Annotated in this window: 24 protein-coding genes; 19 read left to right on the forward strand and 5 right to left on the reverse strand. The window is 44.1% G+C overall.

Annotation, left to right across the window (positions count from 1 at the left end):
* Positions 1–18: 18 nt before the first annotated feature.
* A complete protein-coding gene (locus BVE84_RS03245; protein WP_076995659.1) occupies positions 19–756 on the reverse strand; it encodes a DeoR/GlpR family DNA-binding transcription regulator in 738 nt (245 codons plus the stop codon).
* A gap of 223 nt (positions 757–979) precedes the next feature.
* Here BVE84_RS03245 and BVE84_RS03250 point away from each other — a divergent pair, with 223 nt between their 5' ends.
* Genes BVE84_RS03250 through BVE84_RS03270 form a run of 5 tightly spaced genes read left to right on the forward strand, consistent with a single transcriptional unit; the run spans position 980 to position 4,110 of the window.
* Complete coding sequence (locus tag BVE84_RS03250; protein ID WP_076995660.1) at positions 980–1,435, forward strand: PTS sugar transporter subunit IIA; 456 nt, start codon at positions 980–982, stop codon at positions 1,433–1,435.
* Between the two features lie 14 nt (positions 1,436–1,449).
* Positions 1,450–1,752 carry a PTS sugar transporter subunit IIB gene (locus BVE84_RS03255; RefSeq protein ID WP_076995661.1) on the forward strand — a complete coding sequence of 101 codons (303 nt, stop codon included), beginning with the start codon at positions 1,450–1,452 and terminating at the stop codon, positions 1,750–1,752.
* Positions 1,753–1,775: 23 nt separating this feature from the next.
* A complete protein-coding gene (locus BVE84_RS03260) occupies positions 1,776–3,125 on the forward strand; it encodes a PTS galactitol transporter subunit IIC (protein WP_076995662.1) in 1,350 nt (449 codons plus the stop codon).
* Complete coding sequence (locus BVE84_RS03265) at positions 3,115–3,357, forward strand: hypothetical protein (RefSeq protein ID WP_075104985.1); 243 nt, start codon at positions 3,115–3,117, stop codon at positions 3,355–3,357. Before BVE84_RS03260 ends, BVE84_RS03265 begins: the two co-directional genes overlap by 11 nt.
* Positions 3,358–4,110 (forward strand): class II aldolase/adducin family protein, encoded by a 753-nt coding sequence (locus tag BVE84_RS03270; RefSeq protein WP_076995663.1) that lies wholly within the window; start codon positions 3,358–3,360, stop codon positions 4,108–4,110.
* A gap of 167 nt (positions 4,111–4,277) precedes the next feature.
* Here the strand turns inward: BVE84_RS03270 and gshAB are convergent, their stop codons facing one another.
* The gene (gene gshAB / locus BVE84_RS03275; RefSeq protein WP_076995664.1) at positions 4,278–6,557 is read right to left on the reverse strand and encodes a bifunctional glutamate--cysteine ligase GshA/glutathione synthetase GshB; all 2,280 of its coding nucleotides are present in this window, start codon (positions 6,555–6,557) and stop codon (positions 4,278–4,280) included.
* A 326-nt stretch (positions 6,558–6,883) separates the two neighbouring features.
* Here gshAB and mvk point away from each other — a divergent pair, with 326 nt between their 5' ends.
* The 12 genes from mvk to BVE84_RS03335 all read left to right on the forward strand — a co-directional run bounded on the left by mvk (position 6,884) and on the right by BVE84_RS03335 (position 19,101).
* Positions 6,884–7,810, forward strand: coding sequence for a mevalonate kinase (gene mvk, locus BVE84_RS03280; RefSeq protein WP_076995665.1), 927 nt, complete (start codon positions 6,884–6,886; stop codon positions 7,808–7,810).
* 1 nt (position 7,811) lies between these two features.
* The gene (gene mvaD, locus BVE84_RS03285) at positions 7,812–8,846 is read left to right on the forward strand and encodes a diphosphomevalonate decarboxylase (RefSeq protein ID WP_076995666.1); all 1,035 of its coding nucleotides are present in this window, start codon (positions 7,812–7,814) and stop codon (positions 8,844–8,846) included.
* Positions 8,839–9,915, forward strand: a complete 1,077-nt coding sequence (locus tag BVE84_RS03290) for a phosphomevalonate kinase (RefSeq protein WP_076995667.1) — start codon at positions 8,839–8,841, stop codon at positions 9,913–9,915. The genes mvaD and BVE84_RS03290 overlap by 8 nt, the downstream gene beginning before the upstream one ends.
* An 8-nt stretch (positions 9,916–9,923) precedes the next feature.
* On the forward strand, positions 9,924–11,018 hold the full coding sequence (fni, locus tag BVE84_RS03295) for a type 2 isopentenyl-diphosphate Delta-isomerase (protein ID WP_076995668.1): 1,095 nt from the start codon (positions 9,924–9,926) through the stop codon (positions 11,016–11,018).
* Between the two features lie 109 nt (positions 11,019–11,127).
* Positions 11,128–11,562, forward strand: coding sequence for a MarR family winged helix-turn-helix transcriptional regulator (locus BVE84_RS03300; RefSeq protein WP_076995669.1), 435 nt, complete (start codon positions 11,128–11,130; stop codon positions 11,560–11,562).
* Between the two features lie 15 nt (positions 11,563–11,577).
* Positions 11,578–11,940: a DUF1304 domain-containing protein gene (locus BVE84_RS03305; protein WP_076995670.1), complete on the forward strand. Its 363-nt coding sequence runs from the start codon at positions 11,578–11,580 to the stop codon at positions 11,938–11,940.
* 240 nt (positions 11,941–12,180) lie between these two features.
* A complete protein-coding gene (locus BVE84_RS03310) occupies positions 12,181–13,467 on the forward strand; it encodes an adenylosuccinate synthase (protein ID WP_076995671.1) in 1,287 nt (428 codons plus the stop codon).
* A 463-nt stretch (positions 13,468–13,930) separates the two neighbouring features.
* Entirely contained in the window at positions 13,931–14,239 is a 309-nt protein-coding gene (gene yajC, locus BVE84_RS03315) for a preprotein translocase subunit YajC (RefSeq protein ID WP_076995672.1), read from the forward strand.
* A 131-nt stretch (positions 14,240–14,370) separates the two neighbouring features.
* Positions 14,371–15,126, forward strand: coding sequence for an isoprenyl transferase (locus BVE84_RS03320; protein ID WP_076995673.1), 756 nt, complete (start codon positions 14,371–14,373; stop codon positions 15,124–15,126).
* Positions 15,127–15,138: 12 nt separating this feature from the next.
* Positions 15,139–15,945: a phosphatidate cytidylyltransferase gene (locus tag BVE84_RS03325; RefSeq protein ID WP_076995674.1), complete on the forward strand. Its 807-nt coding sequence runs from the start codon at positions 15,139–15,141 to the stop codon at positions 15,943–15,945.
* Between the two features lie 9 nt (positions 15,946–15,954).
* Positions 15,955–17,214, forward strand: a complete 1,260-nt coding sequence (gene rseP, locus BVE84_RS03330; RefSeq protein WP_076995675.1) for an RIP metalloprotease RseP — start codon at positions 15,955–15,957, stop codon at positions 17,212–17,214.
* A gap of 30 nt (positions 17,215–17,244) precedes the next feature.
* Complete coding sequence (locus BVE84_RS03335; protein WP_076995676.1) at positions 17,245–19,101, forward strand: proline--tRNA ligase; 1,857 nt, start codon at positions 17,245–17,247, stop codon at positions 19,099–19,101.
* A gap of 34 nt (positions 19,102–19,135) precedes the next feature.
* On the opposite strand, the gene dhaM is transcribed toward BVE84_RS03335, so the two are convergent.
* Genes dhaM through dhaK form a run of 3 tightly spaced genes read right to left on the reverse strand, consistent with a single transcriptional unit; the run spans position 19,136 to position 21,088 of the window.
* Positions 19,136–19,513, reverse strand: a complete 378-nt coding sequence (dhaM, locus tag BVE84_RS03340) for a dihydroxyacetone kinase phosphoryl donor subunit DhaM (RefSeq protein WP_076995677.1) — start codon at positions 19,511–19,513, stop codon at positions 19,136–19,138.
* Complete coding sequence (dhaL, locus tag BVE84_RS03345) at positions 19,510–20,088, reverse strand: dihydroxyacetone kinase subunit DhaL (RefSeq protein WP_076995678.1); 579 nt, start codon at positions 20,086–20,088, stop codon at positions 19,510–19,512. Before dhaL ends, dhaM begins: the two co-directional genes overlap by 4 nt.
* Positions 20,089–20,098: 10 nt before the next feature.
* Positions 20,099–21,088 carry a dihydroxyacetone kinase subunit DhaK gene (gene dhaK / locus BVE84_RS03350; RefSeq protein ID WP_076995679.1) on the reverse strand — a complete coding sequence of 330 codons (990 nt, stop codon included), beginning with the start codon at positions 21,086–21,088 and terminating at the stop codon, positions 20,099–20,101.
* Positions 21,089–21,673: 585 nt separating this feature from the next.
* Here dhaK and dhaS point away from each other — a divergent pair.
* Together dhaS and dhaQ are read left to right on the forward strand one after the other, a co-directional pair.
* On the forward strand, positions 21,674–22,228 hold the full coding sequence (dhaS, locus tag BVE84_RS03355; RefSeq protein ID WP_076995680.1) for a dihydroxyacetone kinase transcriptional activator DhaS: 555 nt from the start codon (positions 21,674–21,676) through the stop codon (positions 22,226–22,228).
* A complete protein-coding gene (gene dhaQ, locus BVE84_RS03360) occupies positions 22,229–23,218 on the forward strand; it encodes a DhaKLM operon coactivator DhaQ (RefSeq protein WP_076995681.1) in 990 nt (329 codons plus the stop codon). It abuts the gene before it with no gap.
* The last annotated feature ends 24 nt before the right edge of the window (positions 23,219–23,242 follow it).

Below are 23,242 nucleotides of genomic sequence, written 5' to 3' on the forward strand. Positions count from 1 at the left end.
TTCCTTTCTTAATAGGGATTAGTTGATAATTTCTGTATACCCTCCGTAATAGTCTTTGATCTCGTCTGAGATAGCTCCATCGGTGATAATAGCAGTCAAACAGTTTAATTTCCCAAAGATATAAGAATCGCTACTGCCAAATTTTGAATGATCTGCTAATAGGTAGGTCTCCTTGGACTGATTGAGAACCACTGCTTGCAAGCGTCCTGCAGTTGGGGAGAAAGTGGTCATGTTTTCATCAGTGATTCCATTTGTTGCAAGGAAAGCGTAGTCGATTGAGAAATCAGTAATCAGTCGCTCGGCATGTTGTCCATGGAATTCTCCTGTTTTTGCATAAAATTCTCCACCAGTTAGTAGAACGTTTTCAAAGTGGTTTTCAATTAACCAATTAAATGTAATCAAACTATTGGTGATGATGTGCTTGTGATCATTACGGAGATGTTTTGCCAGAGCAAGAACAGTTGTTCCAGCTCCTAAGTAGAGAACGCTTTTAGGGCGTATCATATTGGCCGCAAGGTCGGCGATATACTCTTTTTCTTTTGTAAAGAGCGTCATCTTTTCATAAGTTGGTTTGATGCGAATGGCTTTTCGTACACCACCATGTTCTTTGATAATCTTTTGTTCTTTTACGAGCTCCTTGATATCACGACGGATGGTCATGACGGAAACCCCTAATGATTGAGCGAGTGCTGTGTAAGAAATAATCTCAAATTTATCTACTATTGCGAGGATTTCCTTCTGCCGATTGGCTTTCATATAGTTTCTATTCCTTTCTTATATTCAGACACTTTAAGACTATCATATCATAAAAAAACTAGATACAAAAACAAATGGTATGGTAGATGTTTTCTCTAAAAAAACAAAAGTTTAACAAAGAAATCAAAAAAACATCATTGAAAGCGTTGACAACATCTAAAAAATAACTTATAATCAAATTATAACAAAAGTTTAACAAAATGTTAATAAAAAGAGGTGAAAAATGTATAAAGATATGTTGCAAGCTGATTTGGTAAAGTTGGATTGTAATGTTTCTAACCATATTGAACTGTTTCGATTCATTGGAAAGGAGTTAAAAGAAAAAGGCTATGTAACAGATCAGTATGTGGAGGCGTTATTGGAGAGAGAACAGCAGTTTCCAACAGGCCTAAAGACAAAATTTGTCAATATTGCAATTCCTCATACCGATCCGCAGGTGATTGAAAAACCGTTTATTTTTATTGTAAAAAATAGTACCCCCCTCGATATGCTCCAAATGGGAGATAGTTCCGAGATGACGTGTTGCTATTTCATGTTCCTAGGGATCAAAGATCCTACAGGACAGGTAGGTCTACTTGCAAAGCTGATGGAAGTTTTTTCACAGGAAGCATTTGTACAGGAATTTGTTCAAACAACAACAGATTTGGACATGTATCAGTTAGTAAATCATTATTTATAAAGGAGTCCATTGTTATGGCTAAAAAACTTATTGTTGCATGCGGTAGTGGAGTGGCAACTAGTACTACCATTGCAGAGAAAATTAAATCACGCTTTGAAGATGATAACATTAGCTATCCTGTTGAAGCGGTTGATTACAAATCAATTTTAAACGAGCTACCTCAAGCCAGCATTTATGTTTATATTGCCAAACCAGAGATAGAGGTTCTGGAAGAAGCAGAGCGTCTAGGTGTAGCGGTATTTCCGGGTGTACCATTTTTAACTGGTATGGGTGTAGATGGTGTTTATGAAGAAATTGTAGCCGCAACAAAAAAATGATGCGTGGAGAGGAGTGAAAAATTATGAGTATCTTTAAAGATGTCATTCAATGGATTTTGAATTTAGGATCAGCTATCTTTGTTCCCTTGATTATTCTAGTTTTAGGATTATTGGTTGGAATGAAAGTTAAAAAAGCATTTATTTCAGCGATTACGCTAGGGGTTGCCTTTACAGGAATGGGCATGATTATTGGATTCATGTCTGGAGCGGTATCGCCTGCCTCTGAAGCACTCGCCTTGAATACAGGTATTTCTCTGCCAGCCTTGGACTTGGGTTGGACAGGTGCCGCTAGTATTGTATGGTCTTGGACCTTTGCCTTCACCTTCTTTGCTGTTCAAATTGCGATTAATATTTTAATGCTCAGCTTTAATTGGACCAAAACATTGAATGTGGATATGTGGAACGTTTGGGGCAAGGCTCTTACGGGCTACCTCGTATATTATGTGAGTGGAAAATTGTGGGCTAGTTTCCTCGTAGCAGCTCTCCAAGTTGTCCTTGAGTTGAAACTTGGCGATATGTTCCAAAAACATATTGAAGATTTGACAGGTATCCCAATGGTGACTGTTACACACTGTATGAATTTATCGGCTGTATTCATGTTGCCAGTGAATAAATTGATGGATAAAATTCCATTCTTGAATAAAAAAGCAGATACGGACTCTCTCCGTAAGAAGATTGGTATCTTCTCAGAAAACTCTGTGATGGGCTTCATTATCGGGGTGTGTCTTGGTTTTGCAGGAGCGTATACTGTCTCTAATTCCTTGAATCTAGGGATTCAGGTTGCAACAGCGATGGCCCTCTTTCCAATGGTCAGCAAGCTGTTTATGCAGTCGCTCTCGCCTCTTGCAGATGCTATGTCTGAGTTTATGAAAAAACGCTTCAATGATCGTGAAGTCTATATCGGAATGGACTGGCCGCTACTCGCGGGTCGTTCAGAAGTTTGGGTAACTCTTATCTTGATGGTACCATTCTTCATTGGTTATTCGTTGATTTTACCGGGGAATACGGTATTACCAATTGCAGGTGTATTAAACTATTCTATCGCAGTCGGTGGACTTTTGCTGACCGGTGGTAATTTGGCACGGATGACGATTTTAGGTGTTATCTACCTACCACTCTATCTTTACAGTGCAACATACTTTGCACCGATTTTAACAGGTCTCGCAAACCAGACTGGTGCCGTTGATGTCGAAAAAGGAAAACTAATCACATGGTCTACTATCGAGGCACCAGAACTTCGGATACTGTTTGCTGAGGCCTTTAATATCAACCTATTTGCGATTGGAGGGGCGGTCTTATTTCTCATCTTGTTTGGATGGCTATACAAAACCATGGTGCAACAAGAAGTACCGTCAAAACGTTATGAAAACTAAAAAAGCCTTTTGGCTAATGCTATTGTTGGTTGCTGTCATCTTGTTCTTGCTTGGTCTCAATACGGGTTACTATCTCTATAATCTCGTAGCGATTGTGCTAAGTTTTATTGTCTATCGCAAAGGATACGATGAATTATTTAAAGAATATGATGACAGTCAAAAAGAAAAACGTGAAACAGCAGAAAAAATTTATGCTGCCTTACGCCAAGGAAAAAAGAAAGGGGAAGAGTAGATGACGAGTGGAAAAATTCTATTTTCAGAAGAAAGAAAGGCTCTCGCAGATGCGGTATATTTAACGTATCACCGTAAGAATACAAATACAGCTGGAGGGAATTTCTCCTTCAAAACAGTTGATAAAAATGGTAAGGAATACATTATCATGACACCGTCAATGATGTCAGAGGCTTACCATGGAAAGATTAGTCCATCACAAGTCTTAGTTGTGGATTATGATACAGAGGAAGTCGTTGCTGGTGAGGGGAAAGTAACGCGTGAGATTAACATGCACTTTGCTTGCTATCGTACAAATCCTGACATCAAGTGTGTTTTCCATGCGCATGCACCAAATGCTATGTTCTGGGCAACGAGCCATCTGGACATGCCAAATGTGACAGAGTCAACGCAGAAAGTCGAACGAATTAAGGTGCTAGATTTTGCTCCTAATACGACCCCTGAGCTAGCAGAAATTGTCCGTCAAGAGTTGCTGCATTCAGATGGAAAGTTACCAAAAGAATATCTATTAGATAGCCACGGGGTATTGATTTTAACCTCGGGCGCTGATGGGGAAGAAGCCTTGAATAAGGCTCTTCAAATTCTGGATACAGTGGAATGGAATGCAGAAATTGCCTATAAACAAACGATTTTCCAAAAATTAGGCATTTTAGATGGCTACTACTCAAAAGGTCATAAAATCGGGACCATTGATGATTTAATCAATCATAGACCGATTTGGAATCAGCTTGAAAAAGATGAGGGGTATGAATGAGTAGCGATAAGAAGGGGAGGCTGGGTCAATAGACCAGCCTCATTCTTTACAGGTTTTCGTTAGCTTAATGTTAGAAATTATGACCACCCGTCAAACGGATGGTCATGATTTGGTTTTTAGGTTATCGAATCGGTAGAGTATATACCTAGTGTGAAACTCTCTTGCTTCTAGTTGCGTGCTGTTTCTGCACTCTCGTCAGTGATTTCAGGGAATAGTTTGGCGATAATTTTTGGAGTTAAGGCCTGTCCAGGTCCTTGATAGCAGTAAGTGTGCATATACATGGACGGGTTGAAATTCAGCTCGATACAGGTACAGTTGGGCTGCTCTTTACTAGAGGGGACTGTAGAATCGGGAATAATTAAGTCCACCCCACACACCCAGGCTCCGATAGCACTTGCCATCTCAGCAGCCAGTTGTTTATAGCTATCATCCATTTGCTCAGTCACATCGATCGAGTCGCCACCTGTTGAGATATTAGAGTTACCTCGCAATTCGGCTTTTTGACCTGCTTTTAAAATGGTGTCTGGTCTGTAGCCTTGCTGGTCAAGCATGAGGATTTCTAGGTCACCTAGATGGATGATTTCAAGCGGAGAACGGTGATCTCGACCACGCAAGGGGTTCTGGTTTTTGAGGTCGACCAATTCACTGATTGTATGAATCCCATCCCCAACTACATTTGCAGCGACGCGTAGCAATACAGCCTCGCATTTTCCGTCAAGAACAAAGAAGCGATATTCGGTCCCTTGGATAAATTCTTCGACCAAAACTTGCTTGTCCTCGGCAAAGGCGATGTCAAGAGCCTTTTCATAGTCTTTTTGACAGAGTCCGTCTTGAAAAATGGAAATTCCTAGACCAAAGTTGGTTGACTTTGGCTTGACGACAATGGCTTGCTTCTCAATCTCTCCATAGTAGCGCAAGGCTTCCTTCTTGCTTGAAAATTCTGCTCCTGCTGGAACAGGAAATCCTGCTGCTGCGAGGATTTTTTTCGTAACTGTTTTGTTGGCCATGGCAAGGGGGACGACGTAGCTATCTTTAGATGTCATGTTTCCGTTTTTGACATACTCGATATGGTCTTTGTGCCAGAGTTTGAGGAATTGATCGTCCTCGTCAAGAATTTCCAGATTGACTCCTTTTTGAATAGCATCAAACATCAGCATCTGGGTAGAGAGTTCCATATGTTCGAACCCCTTGAGAGCATAGGGTGCAGTCCAGGCGTAGTCATGGAAGGTCTGTCCCTGCTTGCGACCAAAAGCCTGCAAGGAGTGGTGTGCTAGATGGCCTACTAATTGTCCTGACAAGGTCAATTCTGGTTGGGACACTTGTTGCTTGACCTTGTCTACAAGCCCTCGGTATGTTTCGCCTAACTGGAAATGAGAGGTGACAGCTTCCATTGCCTCAAGAATGGTCTGGGTTTCAGCCTCCGTAGGTAGGGGAGAAAGGGGGTGGGATAGAGCAATTCGGTCATTGAGTGCTGTGGCTGTTGTCAAGGTTCCATCTACATCTTCGGGGCTATCGAGCCACAGCAAGGCAAGGACAAAGAGATGGACGGTATCTAGCGTCTCCTGACTAATTGCGAGAAAATCAAAAGGATTTAGGTCAAAGCAGCGAAACTCTAAATAGCGAATCCCTTTTGTGAGATAGTCTCGATTGTGTTTGTGACCACGTAAACGAACGGCTGAGTAAAACTCTTTTTCGGCAGAAAGTTGGCCTGTTGCGACATAGCCTTCAATATCGCAAACGTAGTGTTCCAAACTGGCAAAGGAGACGTGAATATCATCGGCATTGCGATAACCGTAGGAACTATTGCGCAGGGAGCGTACGGGCTGGTCCAAGTCTTCCTTTAAAAATCCCTTTTCAGCAATGGGACTTGCGCCGTATAGATAGGTCAACAACCAGCGGAAACGCAGGAATTGTTGGGCGACTTTAAGGTAGAGATCGTTGGTAAATTCTATCAGCGAGTTGTAGGTACTTGCTTCAAATAATTGCTGGATGAGGCCTGCCCCCAATTCCATATTGTAGTGAATCCCAGACATGGATTGAAGGAGCTTGCCATAGCGTTGACCGAGTCCTTCTCGGTACTGGTATTCGTGGACGTCCTCTAGCCGGGCAATGCGGATGTCATCCTCACTAGCATAAGGGGGCATGGATAAGGGCCAGAGGTATTCGTCTGGATTCATTGAACGGTAGGCAACTTCGGTACAGGCTCCCAGCACTTGGCGGACTTTCCGTGTTGAAGGGCTAACAGGGGTGATCAATTCTAGTTGGGACTCGCTGTAATCCGTTTGAATGTAGGGATGGAAATTGCGAGAACCGAGCTTTTTGGGATGTGGAGTTTGAGCAATCTGATGTGCCGCATTCATGCGTAAGGACTCGCGTTCTAGTCCAAAAGAGGCCTGAAGAATGGGAAGGGTTTTCGGTGCTTGTTGTAATAAGTGGTTGATGTGCATAACTGGATTCCTCATCGTATCTAATACTCTTTAAAAATCAAAAGGATACCTTGTCAAGAGTCTCGGTGAGTGAAAACCTCCACTGGAGCTTTTCACTCGTCGAAGTAATAAAAGAGACGCAGCTGTTTCAGATTTAGTCAATTACAGCTGTGGCTACCTTTAGGTATAAACTAAACGACTATATAATACTAATATTGTAGCGATTTTAAAATTGAAAAACAAATTTTTGCTACGAATAAGCGAGCTACTGGCTGACAGGGGAGGTGTAAAATAGTAGAAGCTTTTCCTTGAAACATGGTATAATAGAAGCTGCAAAAGGAGAAATCATGGTTGCAATAGGAACATCAACAGGAAAGATTATTTTAATGGGAGAGCATGCGGTGGTGTACGGTCAGCCAGCCATTGCCATGCCTTTTTCTGCTGTCCAAATTACAGCAGAGGTTAGAAAAGAGGGGCAGGCTCTTTCAGTTAGTTGTGATTTTTACCAGGGGTTGGTTCATGAAATGCCAAAAATATGGGAAAGTTTGAAACATGCCATCCGCTTTTCCCTCTATCGGATTGGGGCTCCAACAGATCCTGCTATTCATATAGAAATTAGCTCCACCATTCCAGCAGAACGGGGAATGGGGTCAAGCGCAGCAGTGGCTACAGCGGTGGCACGGGCGCTATTTTCCTTCTATCAAAGACCATTGTCGGATGAGGACTTGTGGGATATTGTCCAGACATCTGAAAAAATTGCCCACGGCAATCCATCAGGAATTGATGCAACAACAGTGACAGGGACAGGTCCCGTCTTTTTCATCAAGGGACAGGCGATTGAGCCAGTTGACCTCTCCTTAGATGCCTATCTGGTCGTCGCAGATACAGGGAAAACGGGAAATACGCTTGAAGCCATCACCGATGTAGCATTGCTTTATCAAGGCCGTAGTGAGGTAGAAAGTTGGGTGCAAGCTATCGGAGACTTGACCTATCGTGCTAGAGACTACTTAGTGCATAATCAGGCTGCATTGCTGGGGCAGGTAATGAATCAAGCTCATACCCATCTGCAAAACTTGGGGGTATCAGATGAGAGCTTGGATAGGCTAGTAGAGATTGCCCGAGCAACAGGTGCCTTGGGAGCTAAGTTAACAGGTGGTGGCAGGGGCGGCTGTATGATTGCTCTTGCAAATACCAAGGAAGAAGCGAAAGAAATTGCCCAAGCCTTAGCAGGAGCGGGTGCTAGCCAAACATGGACACAATACTTAGGAGAATGAGATGAGTAAGAGAGTAGGAATCGCACGAGCCCATACCAATATTGCCTTAATTAAATATTGGGGGAAGCGGGACAGGGACTTGTTTTTGCCCATGAACTCAAGTTTATCACTGACACTGGATGCTTTTTATACAGATACTAGGGTCATTTTTGATGATTCCTTGTCGGCAGATGTTTTTTATCTAAATAAGGAAAAACAATCTTCAAAAGAACTTGAAAAGATTTCACAATTTTTGGATTTATTTCGCGAATATACAGGTGAAAAGGGATTTGTCTGCGTCGAGAGTTTGAACTTTGTACCTACGGCGGCAGGTCTTGCTAGTTCGGCCTCAGCCTTTGCGGCCTTGGCCTTAGCGACTGCAACTGCCTTGGGGCTAGAGATGTCTCGTGAGGAATTATCGACCTTTGCCCGACGAGGTTCGGGTTCTAGTACTCGTAGCCTATTCGGTGGCTTTGTTGAATGGGATATGGGGACTGGCTCAGCTGACTCGATGGCGCACCCAGTTGATGATGCCGCTTGGAATATAGGGATGATCATTCTGGCAGTGGATACGGGTAAGAAAAAGATTGCCAGCCGAGTTGGGATGGAGCATACTGTGCAGACATCTCCATTTTATCCTATGTGGGTAGAAACGGCAGCCCAGGATTTACAAGAGATGAAGGCTGCGATTATCCAGCAGGATTTTGAAAGACTAGGACAAATCACCGAGCATAATGGAATGAAGATGCATGCGACCACCCTATCTGCCAATCCCCCCTTTACTTACTGGACAGCAGCTACCATGAAGGCGCAAGCAGCGGTCCGTCAGGTGAGGGAAGAGTTTGGGGTACCTGCTTATATGACCATGGACGCAGGTCCCAATGTCAAGGTTTTGTGCCGGGCGAGTGATATGGGGCGTCTAGTCAAGGGCTTAAAAGAGTATCTACCAGCAGAGCAAGTCTTGACCAGCCTTTCGGGACCTGGTACCTATATCTTATCAGAAGCAGACTGGCAGGCCTCACAAGTTGCTTTTTCAAGGGGTGAGCATCATGATTGAAGCAAGCGCACCGGGGAAATTGTATCTAGCGGGGGAATATGCAGTCGTTGAAGCGGGGTATCCAGCAGTCATCATAGCGGTCAATCAGTATTTGTTTGTGCAGCTAGAGCAGGCAGAGGCAGGGAGTGTTTACTCGACGCAGCAGCCTGAACTTGAGGTACTTTGGTCGCGCCTAGGCAATCAGATTTGTGCGGAATCGTCAAATCCCTATCGCTTGATTATCAGTAGTATGCAGGTGGTTGAAGACTATGTCCGTGCCGTAGGTGTGGCAGCTGATGGACTCTACCGTCTTGAAATTCGCTCAGATTTAGATGATGAACAGTCCGGTATTAAGTATGGACTCGGTTCATCAGGAGCCGTAACAGTTGCAGTAGTCAAGGTCTTACTAGCCTATTATCGGCAGGAGGTGACACCGATGCTGGTCTACAAGTTGGCAGTGCTTGCCCAGTTGAAAATCGGAATGGTAGGATCGTTTGGAGACCTAGCAGCCTCTAGCTTTGGAGGCATGGTAGCTTATTATTCTGTGGATAGACACTGGCTCAAGACAGAGATGGCTAGTCTGTCAATTCTTGAGTTGACAGTGCAAGACTGGAAAGATTTAGCAATCCAAGAGCTTGAGTTGCCAGCTGGGCTGGATGTATTGGTTGGCTGGACAGGAACTGCGGCCTCAACCGACCAACTGGTGACAAGTATACAAGCTCAACTCAATCAAGAAGAAAAAGACGCCGTTCACCGTCGATTTTTACAGGAAAATCGTATTTGTTTAGAGCAGCTGATCCATGCCTGTCAAGAAGATGATGGGAGAAGGGTCAGAGAAGCGATTGCCTTGAATCGTCAACAGTTACAAGATTTATCTGTTGGCATGGGAATGGTGATTGAAACTCCGTCCCTGCTCCGACTGAGTCAGTTGGCCGTAAAAGAAGGAGCTGTTGCTAAGTCCTCAGGTGCTGGTGGTGGTGATTGCGGTATCTGTATAGTGGACTCCCCTGCGCAAAAAGAAAGGATTGCAAGGGCTTGGGAAGGAGCAGGAATTGTTCCCTTGCCGCTTGCGATCGCTTATAGAGAATAGGAGAAATCATGTTGGGAAAAAAAGTTGTTGGTCCAAATCGCAAAGACCAGCATGTCGCCTTGGCCAATCAACAATTTACAATAGAATCAGCCAGAGATATGGAGCAAACTCGTTTTATCCATCACTCTCTTCCAGAGATAAAGGTGGCAGATGTTAGTCTAAAGACATCCGTGGCGGGCCTAGAGTGTGCGATGCCCTTTTTCATCAATGCGATGACTGGGGGAAGCAAGAAAACTGGTGAAATCAATCAGCTACTAGGCATACTTGGTCATGAAACCAATATTCCTGTGGCGACGGGATCGGTCAGTGCAGCTCTTACAGATCCAAGTGTGGCTTCTACCTTTTCCATTATGCGCAAGGAGAATCCCCGAGGCATCATTTTCGCTAATCTAGGAGCCCACCATGATATAGAAAATGCTAAAAGAGCCGTTGATTTACTAGAGGCAGATGCCTTACAGATTCATTTGAATGCCCCTCAAGAAATCGTCATGCCAGAAGGAGACCGCGATTTTTCCATGTGGCTGAAAAATATAGAGATTCTGGTCCGTGATCTTGAGGTGCCGGTCATTGTCAAAGAAGTTGGATTTGGGATGAGTCGGGAAACCATTGTGCAGCTGGCATCCATCGGTGTGGAGACAGTCGATATTTCTGGAGTAGGGGGGACAGACTTTGCAAAGATCGAAGATGCCCGGCGCACAAAAAACAGTTACGACTATCTATATGGCTGGGGGCAATCGACCATCATTTCCATGGTAGAGGCGATGAGCCTCCCTGTTAATCGTCGTCCGCAAGTCATTGCATCAGGTGGGGTCAAAAATCCTTTAGATATTGTGAAATTGCTGGCTTTAGGAGCAGACACAGTGGGACTATCCAATCGCTTTTTACAAGTGGTGAAAGACAGGCAATCTGTCGACCAGGCAGTTGAAGAAGTTCAGGCTTTTTGTGAGGGTATTGTAGCCATTATGGCCCTGCTTGGAGCTTGTAATGTAGCCTCCTTGCGCCAGACCGATTTGGTGCTAGCGCCTACGGTGGAGGCTTGGTGCCGGGCTCGTGGCATTGATTGGACTTACTATGCCAATCGCTCGTCCAATAGCACTAGGTGATACAGATTTTTGAAAATGAAAAATTCAAGTTAAGGGCTTGATTTTTTCATTTGATAGTTTTATAATTGACTTATCAACTATTGATAAGTCAATTATAAAAGGAGTCGTTATGATTGCCATTGACCACCTACTTTATCAACTGCACATCACCGATCAGACCATGACTCAGTTGTTTGAAAAACGTTTGGGGATTAGCTTGACGCGGTATGAACTCTTGCAATTTTTACTTGAGTTTGCTCCCTGTAACCAGATTCGAGTGCAGGAAGTCTTAAAAATTGATCAGGCTGCCTTAACTCGCCATTTTAAGATTTTAGAAGAAAATGGCTATATTACAAGGAAGCGTAATCCTAAGAATCAGCGGGAGATCATGGTTGAGTTGACCGACTTTGCCAGAGAGCAGCTAATCATTTCTCCTCCACAACACCACAGGCTGGTGAAGGAGCAGATGGAGGGGATCTTATCGCCTGAGGAAAGTGTCATCCTAAGAGACTTGCTAGAGAAGTTGATAAGCGGTTTAGAAACGATTGCGATTGATAACGACTAGAAAGAAGGAATGATTATGTCACTTATGACGACTATTTTAGCTACAGTTGTTGCTCTTGAGCATCTTTACATCTTCTACCTTGAGACGATTGCGACAGTATCGGATAAGACTAGCCAGACCTTTCATATGAATAAGGAAGAGTTGACCCGTAGTTCTGTTCAGACTCTTTTTAAAAATCAAGGGATTTATAATGGTCTGTTGGGCCTCTTTCTCCTCTATGGGATTTTCCTGTCTCACAATTTAGAAATCGTGACAATTTTTGTTTTGTATGTCATCGGGGCAGCGGTATATGGAGCGTTTACATCCAATAAGGCTATCCTATTGAAACAGGGAGGTCCGGCTATTTTGAGCTTATTGAGTATCTTATTTTTCAAGTAGGTAGCCCAAGAGTTATCAAGGGACAATGGCTGGAGAAGTTTCGGATTGTTCAGCTTTTATAAACAATAGGATTCTTTTTAAAAGTCTAGTCGAGGAGTTTACGGACAATACTGGGATCAAATCTTGAAAAACTCGTTAAAATCGGCTATAATGGATTGTAAGAAAAACTCGTAGGTGAGAATCCTGCCGTGCGTGAAGAAAGGAAGCAGACCTTGCTCTGCTATGAGATAAGTAAAAGATATGACATCAGTTGTTGTTGTAGGAACCCAGTGGGGAGATGAAGGTAAAGGAAAGATTACAGACTTTTTGTCTGCTAATGCAGAAGTGATTGCACGTTACCAAGGTGGTGATAATGCAGGTCATACCATCGTCATTGATGGGAAAAAATACAAGCTACACTTGATTCCGTCAGGAATTTTCTTTCCAGAAAAAATCTCTGTCATTGGCAATGGTATGGTAGTCAATCCTAAATCCTTGGTCAAGGAGTTGAACTATTTGCACGAAGAAGGTGTAAAGACAGATAACCTCCGGATTTCAGACCGAGCGCATGTGATTTTGCCCTACCATATTAAACTAGATCAGTTGCAGGAAGAAGCAAAGGGCGATCATAAAATTGGTACGACTATTAAAGGAATAGGGCCTGCTTATATGGATAAGGCTGCTCGTGTGGGAATCCGCATTGCAGATCTCCTCGATCGTGAGATTTTCAAAGAGCGCTTGGAGCGCAATTTGGCAGAAAAAAATCGCCTATTTGAGAAATTGTACGACAGTACAGCTATTGCGTTTGACGACATTTTTGAAGAATACTACGAATATGGTCAGCAAATCAAGCAATATGTGACAGATACATCGGTTATTTTGAACGATGCTCTCGATCAAGGTAAGCGTGTCCTCTTTGAGGGAGCCCAAGGTGTCATGCTGGACATTGATCAAGGAACCTACCCATTTGTGACCTCATCAAATCCAGTTGCAGGTGGTGTGACGATTGGTTCCGGTGTTGGACCAAGTAAGATTGATAAGGTGGTCGGGGTATGCAAGGCCTACACCAGCCGTGTAGGAGATGGGCCATTCCCAACCGAACTGTTTGATGCAGTCGGAGATCGCATCCGTGAAGTCGGTCATGAGTATGGGACAACGACAGGTCGTCCGCGCCGTGTTGGTTGGTTTGATTCAGTTGTTATGCGCCATAGCCGTCGCGTATCAGGAATTACCAATCTATCGTTGAACTCCATCGATGTTCTTTCAGGACTCGAAACTGTGAAAATATGTGTGGCCTATGACCTAGATGGCAAGCGTATTGACCACTATCCAGCGAGTTTGGAAGAACTCAACCGTTGCCAACCAATTTATGAAGAACTACCAGGCTGGTCAGAAGATATCACAGGTGTTCGCAGTCTAGAAGACCTTCCAGAAAATGCTAGAAACTACGTTCGCCGTATCAGCGAACTTGTAGGCGTTCGCATCTCAACCTTCTCTGTAGGCCCAGGCCGCGAACAAACCAACATCTTAGAGAGTGTATGGGGTTAAAACAGTCCAGTGGAGTGAAACAGTTCAGTGAACTGTTTCAGCCTGCGCATAGCAACATGAGGGCGCAGTAGATAGGTTGGAAATCCTTAATTGCGCTAGCAAATCTTCAGATGGTTCAGTCCAGTGGAGTGAAACAGTTCAGTGAACTGTTTCAGCCTGCGCATAGCAACATGAGAGCGCAGTAGAGAGGTTGGAAATCCACATTTATGATGGCAAATATTCAGCGGGGGGACTAGAAACTTGTTTTCGTTTTTAAGCTCAGTTAGAGATAGTCGCTCCCCTGCCTCTCTTTATTCCGTGGTTTTTAGGTCCAAGTAGCAATAGTCAGGGGAGGGACTATTGCTATCTCTTCCATAAAGTGCAGGAATGTTCTGCCTGCGACGCTCCATCATTTTATTTCCAACATCTTTCTTTTTGAAGAATCTTTTGTTATAATGGGTTATATTTGAAAAGGAGTGATACTATGGGTCAATTTTTAATTCCACTGTTGATGGTGGCTATGTTAGGGTTTATGATTTTCTCTCAGCGCAAGCAACAAAAGAATCGTATGGAGACGCTCAACCAAATTAAAAAAGGGGATGAGATTATTACGATTGGTGGTTTGTATGGAATTGTTGATGAAATCAATGACCAAACAGTTGTCTTGGATGTAGATGGTGTCTATTTGACTTTTGAACGTTCAGCGATTCGTGGTCGAGTGAACCAAACAGCTGCAGTGGAGGCAGTGAGCGAAGAATCGGATAAGGAAGAAGTTGCTGTAATAGAAGAATAATCATACAGGAAGCATCGTTTGGTGCTTCTTATTTTTCGGTAAATAGATGGTGTTTACGAACAAAACCCTCGTACTTTCGCATTTTTAGCAAAATATGATATAATGAACTGATTATAATGTGAGGATAAAAGATGTTCCGTTTTCCATTTAAGAAAAAAGAAATGATTGAAACTGCTATTCAAGTCCCTAAGCACATTGCCATCATCATGGATGGCAATGGTCGTTGGGCCAAAAAACGTATGCAGCCACGTATCATGGGGCACAAGGCTGGCATGGATGCCCTGCAAAAAATAACGAAATCAGCTTCTGATATGGGAGTCAAGGTACTGACAGTCTATGCTTTTTCGACAGAAAATTGGACTCGGCCGGAAAAAGAAGTCACCTTTATTATGAATTTGCCGGTTGAATTTTATGACAAGTATGTGCCTGACCTCCATGCCAATAATGTGAAAATCCAGATGATTGGGGAGCATTCACGTCTGCCAGAAGCGACTAAAAAAGCGATGGAACGTGCAGTGCAAAAGACCAGGCATAATACAGGTTTGATTTTGAACTTTGCCTTGAATTATGGAGGACGTGCTGAACTGACTCATGCGGTCAAAGATATTGCACAAGCCGTCTTGAACTCTGCTTTTAATCCTGGAGATATTGATGAACAGTTGATTGCTGATTACCTCTATACGAATAAGTTGCCAGCTAGTCTACGTGATCCTGACCTAGTGATTAGAACGAGTGGTGAATTGCGCTTGAGTAATTTTTTACCTTGGCAAGCGGCTTATAGCGAACTGTACTTTACGGATATTGCCTGGCCTGATTTTGATGAAAAAGCGCTTCATGAAGCGATAAAAGAATACAATAGACGCCACAGACGTTTCGGTGGTATCTAAAAGGGAGAATTTATGACAAAGGATTTACAGAAACGAGTAATTTTTGGTGGAGTGGCCCTAGCCATCTTTATTCCTTTTTTACTAAAGGGAGGAGTGCCTTTTCAACTCTTTATTGGCCTGTTAGCTATGATGGCGACTGCTGAATTGATCAGAATGCATGGTCTGTTGCCCAATTCGATTGAAGGGCTATTGACTATGCTAGGGAGTGTAGTCTTGACTTTACCGCTGGAAAATTACGTGACTTTCCTACCGACAGATGGGAATTATACTGCCTATGCCATTGTGGTGCTTTGCTTACTAGCTTCAACGGTTTTTAATATTCGCCAGTACTCCTATGCAGAAGTTGCCTTTCCCATTGCTTCTAGTTTTTATGTCGGGATTGGTTTTCATCATCTGATTTTAGCGCGTATGAATGGTTTAGATAAGGTACTCTTTGCCTTGTTCATTGTCTGGGCGACAGATATAGGAGCTTATATGGTCGGTAGTCGAATCGGGCGACATAGACTTATGCCTAGAGTATCGCCGAACAAGACGCTAGAAGGAAGCCTCGGCGGGATTGTCTCAGCTCTTATTGTTTCGACCCTCTTTATCTGGATAGATAAGGATGTGACATCGGGTTACTCACTTGTAACCATGCTAGTTTTAGTGGTTCTTTTTTCTATTTTTGCCCAGTTTGGAGACTTGGTCGAAAGTGCTATTAAACGTCGCTTCGGGGTGAAGGACTCTGGAAGAGTCATTCCAGGACACGGGGGCATTTTAGACCGTTTTGATAGTTTGATTTTTGTCTTTCCAATCATGCACTTTTTTGGTTTGTTCTAAGGAGGAATGATGAAGGGAATTATAGCGTTTATTTTTATTTTTGGAGTCATTGTGATTGTCCATGAGTTCGGACATTTCTATTTTGCTAAGAAATCAGGGATTCTTGTCCGTGAGTTTGCGATTGGGATGGGGCCGAAAATTTTTGCCCACATTGGTAAGGATGGGACAGCCTATACCATTCGGATTCTTCCTCTAGGAGGCTATGTTCGCATGGCAGGATGGGGTGAAGATAAGACAGAGATTAAGACAGGGACTCCAGTCACGCTCAGTCTTGATAAAGAAGGGATTGTCACTCGAATCAATCTATCTCAAAAAATCTTAGATGATGCTGGGCTTCCGATGAATGTGACAGCCTATGATGTTGAAGAAAGGCTCGAAATTACAGGTCTAGTATTAGATGAAAGTAAGAGCTTCTCAGTAGATCACGATGCGACCATTGTGGAAGAAGATGGGACAGAAGTTCGGATTGCGCCGCTGGATGTCCAGTATCAAAATGCTTCTATATGGGGGCGCTTGATAACCAATTTTGCAGGTCCGATGAACAATTTCATCCTGGGATTTGTCGCCTTCGTTCTCTTTTTTTTCTTACAAGGAGGGGTGCCGGATTATACGACTAATCATGTGACCGTCGTAGAAGGTAGTGCTGCCCAGCAATCCGGTCTTGTTACAGGAGATCAGATCCTTGCCATCAATGGTGAAAAGGTCAGCGACTATGATGCGATTACGACTGCTATCGCAAAGGCCAGCCAGGATGTAAAAGAGGCGCCGACTTTAGCACTTGAAGTCAGTCATGAGAAAGAAAAAAGGACTGTGCATGTGACGACCCAAGAGCAGGATGGACGTTACTATCTGGGAGTTTCGCCAATCTTAAAGACAGGCTTTGTCGATAAAGTTGTTGGAGGCTTCAAGGAAACCATTTCTACCAGTCTATTGGTTGTTCGGGCGTTGAAAAATATCATTGCCCAGTTTGATTTAAACAAGTTGGGTGGCCCGGTTGCTATTTATCAGATTAGTTCTCAAGCAGCCGATAATGGATGGGGTTCCGTCTTGCGTTTGCTTGCGATGCTGTCGATTAACCTGGGGATTTTTAACCTCATTCCGATTCCTGCTCTTGATGGTGGAAAAATTGTTATCAACCTCATCGAAGCCATTCGTAGAAAGCCCCTCAAACAAGAAACAGAATCCTATATTACCCTCGCAGGCGTAGCCGTTATGGTCATTCTGATGATTGCGGTCACCTGGAATGATATTTTACGTGTCTTTTTTTAAAAGATTGAGCGAAAGGAGAGAAAAATTTTTATGAAACAGTCCAAAATGATAATCCCAACCCTACGGGAAATGCCCTCTGACGCGCAGGTAATTAGCCATGCCTTGATGGTGCGCGCAGGCTACGTCCGCCAGGTCTCAGCAGGCATTTACAGCTATTTGCCACTTGCTAACCGTGTGATTGAAAAAGCCAAAAAAATCATGCGCCAGGAATTTGACAAGATTGGTGCGGTGGAATTTTTAGCGCCGGCTCTCTTATCGGCAGATATTTGGCGTGAGTCGGGACGCTACGACACCTATGGTGATGACCTTTACAAACTGAAAAATCGGGAAGGTTCTGACTTTATTTTGGGACCTACCCATGAAGAAACCGTTACCCTGCTGGCTCGAGAGGCGATTCAATCTTATAAGCAATTACCCCTCAATATCTATCAGATTCAGCCTAAATACCGCGATGAGAAGCGACCACGTAATGGCTTGCTCCGTGGTCGTGAGTTTATCATGAAAGATGGCTATAGTTTCCATGCTAGCTATGATAGTCTGGATCAAACCTATGACGATTACAAGGCAGCCTATGAAGCAATCTTTACTCGTGCAGGCTTAGAATTTAAGGCAATCATTGGAGACGGTGGTGCCATGGGAGGAAAAGATAGCCAGGAATTTATGGCGATTACACCAGATCGTACAGAGCTTGAGCGCTGGGTCGTTTTGGATAAATCAGTCGCCTCCTTTGAGGAGCTTCCAGAAGATGTCCTAGTAGCCATCAAAGAAGAGCTGGCTGCTTGGTTGGTATCGGGTGAAGATACGATTGTCTATTCAACGGAGTCGGGCTATGCAGCCAATCTTGAAATGGCCACCAGTAAGCATCAGCCGCGCAACCTTGTCGTAGCAGAAGAAGACTTGGTGAAAGTGGCAACGCCAGACAGCAAGACGATCGATGAAGTGGTATCTTTCTTGGATGTTCCAGAAGAGCAAACGATTAAAACCATGCTCTTTATGGTAGACGGTAAGCCTGTTGTGGCGCTTCTTGTCGGAAATGATCAGGTCAATGATGTAAAATTAAAAAATCATTTGGGAGCTGATTTTCTTGATGTCGCAACCCCAGAAGAGGTCTTTGCGGTCTTTGGGGCAAACATTGGCTCACTAGGTCCGGTCGGACTGAAAGAAGAGATTACCATCATTGCAGATAGCAAGGTGGAGGGGTTGAAAAATACCATAGTTGGTGCCAATGAAGATGGCTTCCACTATACTGGTGCCAATGTTGGTCGTGATTATCAAGTGACAGAATATGTTGATATTCGTGAGGTTAAAGAGGGAGAGCTTTCGCCAGATGGCAAAGGGACATTACAGTTTGCCCGAGGCATTGAAATCGGCCATATTTTCAAATTGGGGACGCGTTATTCTGATAGTATGAATGCGACTGTCTTGGATGAAAATGGTCGCGCTGTTCCAATTATTATGGGCTGCTATGGTATTGGAGTTAGTCGCCTCTTATCTGCCGTCTTAGAGCAGCATGCCCGTCTTTTTGTGAATAAAACACCTAAAGGCGATTATCGCTTTGCGTGGGGGATTCACTTCCCGAAAGAATTAGCGCCGTTTGATGTACATCTGATTCCCGTCAATGTCAAGGACGATGTGACGATGAGTTTGACCCAATCGATTGAGGATCACCTGATCGCAGCTGGTTATGAAGTCTTGACAGATGACCGCAATGAGCGAGCGGGAGTGAAATTCTCAGATAGCGATCTAATCGGTTTGCCTGTCCGGGTGACAGTGGGGAAAAAGGCAGCAGATGGTATTGTTGAAGTCAAAATCAAGGGAACAGGAGATAGCGTTGAAGTCCATGCAGATCAGTTGCTTGAAACCCTGAAAATACTAACCAATCACTAAATAAAAAGATGCTGGATAAGAATCCAGTATCTTTTTATTTAGTAATCTGTAATGCCGCTAGTTGTTCAAGGGTGGCTTCAAGGGAAGCACCAGCCTGAAGAAGGGCTGCTGCGGTGTAGCTACCTTCCACGACAGAAACAGATTGGATGTGAATATTCTTGTCCGAAAAGTCTGCCACCATTTCCATATTCATGCGAGCGCTACCGAGGTCAAAAAAGGCGAGAATGGTGTCAGCAGGATTGCTATTTACCGCTTCTTCCACTCGGGAAAATGCTGTTCCGATACTGCCATCTTCTAGCCCTCCACAATAGGTGATGGGGACATCCTTTGCGATTTCTGAGAGCAGGTCGATGATTCCTTGGGCTAGATGGTGGGAGTGGGAGACGATAACGATACCAACTGTCTGTGTCATACTAGTCCTGCCTCCACTAATGCTTCAAAGAGTAGACCAGAAGAATAAGAACCTGGATCGATATGACCGACAGAGCGCTCACCGACATAGGAGGCCCGCCCTTTTGTAGCCTGTAAATCTCTCGTATTGTCAACGGCTTGTCGAATCGACTCAAGGCTGAGTTGTCCCGCTCGTATATCTGCGATAAGAGGTGTCCAGACATCTACCATAGTCTTTTCACCGACGACTGCCTTGCCTCGTTTTTGGATCATATCCAGCCCTGCTTGGAGGCTATCTGCCAAGGAAGCGCCGGTCTGCGCTCCTTTGGTGATCCCCATAAAGGCTGAGCCATAGAGCGGACCAGAGGCCCCACCGACCTTGCTGAGCAGTTGCATGGAAACAACTTTGAAGATGTCCCCAGGATGAGTAAATTCCTGACCTTCTAATTCTTCCATGACTGCTGCCATACCACGGGCCATGTTGCCACCGTGATCACCGTCTCCAATGGGTGTATCTAGTTGGCTCAATAGGTCTTTATTATCTTGGATTTTTTGTGCAAATAACTGCATCCATTTGAATACTGCTTGTGTCTCCATATCGTCTCCTTTACCAAGCTGGGGTTTCGACAGCGGCTTCTAATGCTTCTAGCCAGCCAGCATCTGCTAGCTTGATAAAAGTAAGGGAGAGTCCTGCCATGTCAATAGAGGTCATATAGTTACCAATCTTATGGAAGGCTACCTTAATCTGTCTATCAGCAAGGAGTTGGGCGACATCATTGGCAAAGACATATTGCTCCATCAGTGGAGTCCCACCGAGTCCATTGATGAGGAGGCCATAGGTTTCTCCTGCCTGGGCTTCAAAGTCTTGGAGTAGTTTTGAAACGAGTTCTTTTGCCAAGGCTTTAGAAGGTTGAAGTTTTTCTTTTTTATAGCCTGGCTCGCCGTGGATACCCACTCCGTATTCAAATTCATCTTCTTCAAGGACGAAGCCCGGTTTTCCAACCTCAGGAACCGTAGCACCTGAAAGGGCAAGTCCGATCGTTTTGATCTGGGGAACGAGTCTGTCTGCTAGTTCCTTGATTTCAGTAAGGGATTTTCCTGTATCGGCAGCATAGCCGAGAATTTTATGCACTAGAATAGTTCCTGCAACGCCACGTCGACCTTGAGTATAAAGACTGTTTTCCACTGCAATATCATCATCGACGACGATGCTTGCGACCTCAATGCCTTCCATTTCAGCCAGTTCTTGTGCCATTTCAAAGTTCATGATGTCACCAGAGTAATTTTTGATGACCATAAATACGCCCGCCCCTTCGTCAGCGGCTTTAATGGCTTCTAAAATTTGGTCTGGAGTTGGAGAGGTAAAGACGGCGCCACAGATAGCTGCAGACAGCATTCCCTGGCCGACAAATCCAGCGTGAGATGGTTCGTGACCAGAACCACCACCAGAGATGAGTCCGACTTTGCCATGTTTTTCAGTCTTTCTGACAATCACATCGTAGCCGTCCAAGCGTTCGACTAAGTTGCCGTGCATAAAGACAAGACCCTTGAGCATTTCATCAACGACATGCTCAGCTTGGTTGATAATTTTTTTCATTGATGTTCCTCCTCGAAACAAATGGTCATGTGGAATCATCTGACGATTGGATAGATCGAGTACAGCTATATTTTCCCATGACAGCCTAAATGATTACGCTTTCAGTATACTAGAATGTTCAGTAAAAAGAAAGGGACAAATGGAAGGGTCTGTCCCTTTGGATTTCAACGAAAGTATGATAAGGTAGAAACAAGATACAAAGGGCGTAAAAAAAGCGACTGAAAAATAGGAGGCTGTCGCAGTGTTTGTTGAACACAAGACAGCCTATCTTTTTTCCGAGCTTTTAGCCCGTGTTCAGTTAAGATGTGAGGACGTTAAAAGGTCTAAGCGAAAATAGGAAATGCGACGAGTGAAAAGCTCCAGTGAAGGTTTTCAGCCTAAATTATGAAGGAGCAATGTCCTTTCTTCGCTCTTTCGTTTTTAGGCTCGAGCTTCTATGATCACTTTCGTGTTTTTGGGTGACCGGTTGAAACAGTTCACCGAGACTCTTGATGACCTACCCCTTCATTTTTGAAGAGTATGAGGTAATCATCATGATAAACAGTAAGGATAATGTGGAGAAACCAAGAGAGAAAGGGGGGCTTAATGGGAACATCTCTGATTACAAAAAAGAGGATAGCCAAGGCTTTGAAACGTCAACTAGCAATGAAAAGTTTTGATAAGGTCTCCGTTGTGGATATTATGCAGGAGGCCAAGATGCGTAGGCAAACGTTCTACAATTATTTTGTGGATAAGTATGAATTGCTGGATTGGATTTTTGAGACAGAATTGCAGGAGCAAGTGACCGATAATTTGAACTATATCAGCGGTTTGAGCATGTTGGATGAACTGCTGTATTATATTGAGAATAACCAGCATTTTTACGTTCAATTATTTGAAACGAAGGGGCAAAATGATTTTGTTTCCTACTTGGAGGGCTATTGTCGGATTTTAGTGGATAAGATTTTGACAGAACTACAACGAGAGGAGCAGGTAGATGTAGGTCAGGCCTACCAGCACTTTTTGATTTCCTATCATACAGGAGCTTTGCTTTCCTTAATTGAGCAGGAAATGAAGCAAAGGCCCTGTCAGCTTTGTGCCCATTATCCACAGTTAGTAAGGGTATTGATAGGAACGGTGAGGGAGAGAAAGGGGACATAAATGGTGGCTATCATCAATCAAGCAGAGCGTGTTATCGCTCACTACATGGACGGTTTTTTAGTAGCGCATCCTGAACTTGGGCGCCTGAGTCAGGCGCCGGTCATCACTGTGAGAGAGGTGAATCACGATTCTATACCCGTCATTTCTGGGGGCGGCTCAGGTCATGAACCGATGCACGTCGGCTTTGTGGGGCAAGGGATGTTGACAGCTGCGGTTTATGGCGAGCTGTTTACCCCTCCTACAGCTGATGAGATTTTATGTGCCATTCGGCATGTGGATAAGGGGCGGGGTGTTTTTGTCATCATCAAAAATTTTGAGGCGGATTTGCTCTCCTTTCAAGAGGCGATTCGTCAGGCACGGAAAGAGGGGATTCAAGTGAAATACGTCCTGTCCCACGATGATATTTCGGTTGACACCAAAAAGAATTTTCAAAAGCGCCATAGAGGGCTTGCTGGGACCATCTTGCTCCATAAGATTGTAGGAGCAGCAGCTCAGTCTGGGATGTCTTTAGATTGTTTGGAGGAGTTGGCGCTCAGCGCATCGACCGAAATGGCAACCATAGGATTTGCAACGAGTTCGGCGCATGTTCCACAGGGGACCTCTCCCCTCTTTGAGTTAAAAGAGGGCGAGATTTCCTACGGTATTGGGATTCATGGGGAAGAGGGTTATCGGACAGTTTCATTTGAATCATCTGAGCAGTTGGCAAATGAGATTGTCAACAAGTTAAAACTCCGCTTTCGTTGGCGGGAGGGGGAGGAATTTCTCCTTTTGGTCAACAACTTGGGTACAATTTCAGAGTTGGAGCAGGGCATCTTTTTAAATGATATTTGCCAGCTACTGGATGTGGAAGGCTTGCGGCTTCCTTTTATCAAGACAGGGCGCTTTGCAACCAGTCTAGATATGGCGGGGCTGTCTGTGACCCTCTGTCGCCTAAAAGACCAGACCTGGCTCCACTATCTCCAAGAACCCACAACTGCACCCGCCTGGTGAGCCCTGTAAGGTTAAGATATGAGA

This window comes from Streptococcus azizii, assembly GCF_001984715.1.
GTDB classification, from domain to species: Bacteria; Bacillota; Bacilli; order Lactobacillales; family Streptococcaceae; genus Streptococcus; species Streptococcus azizii.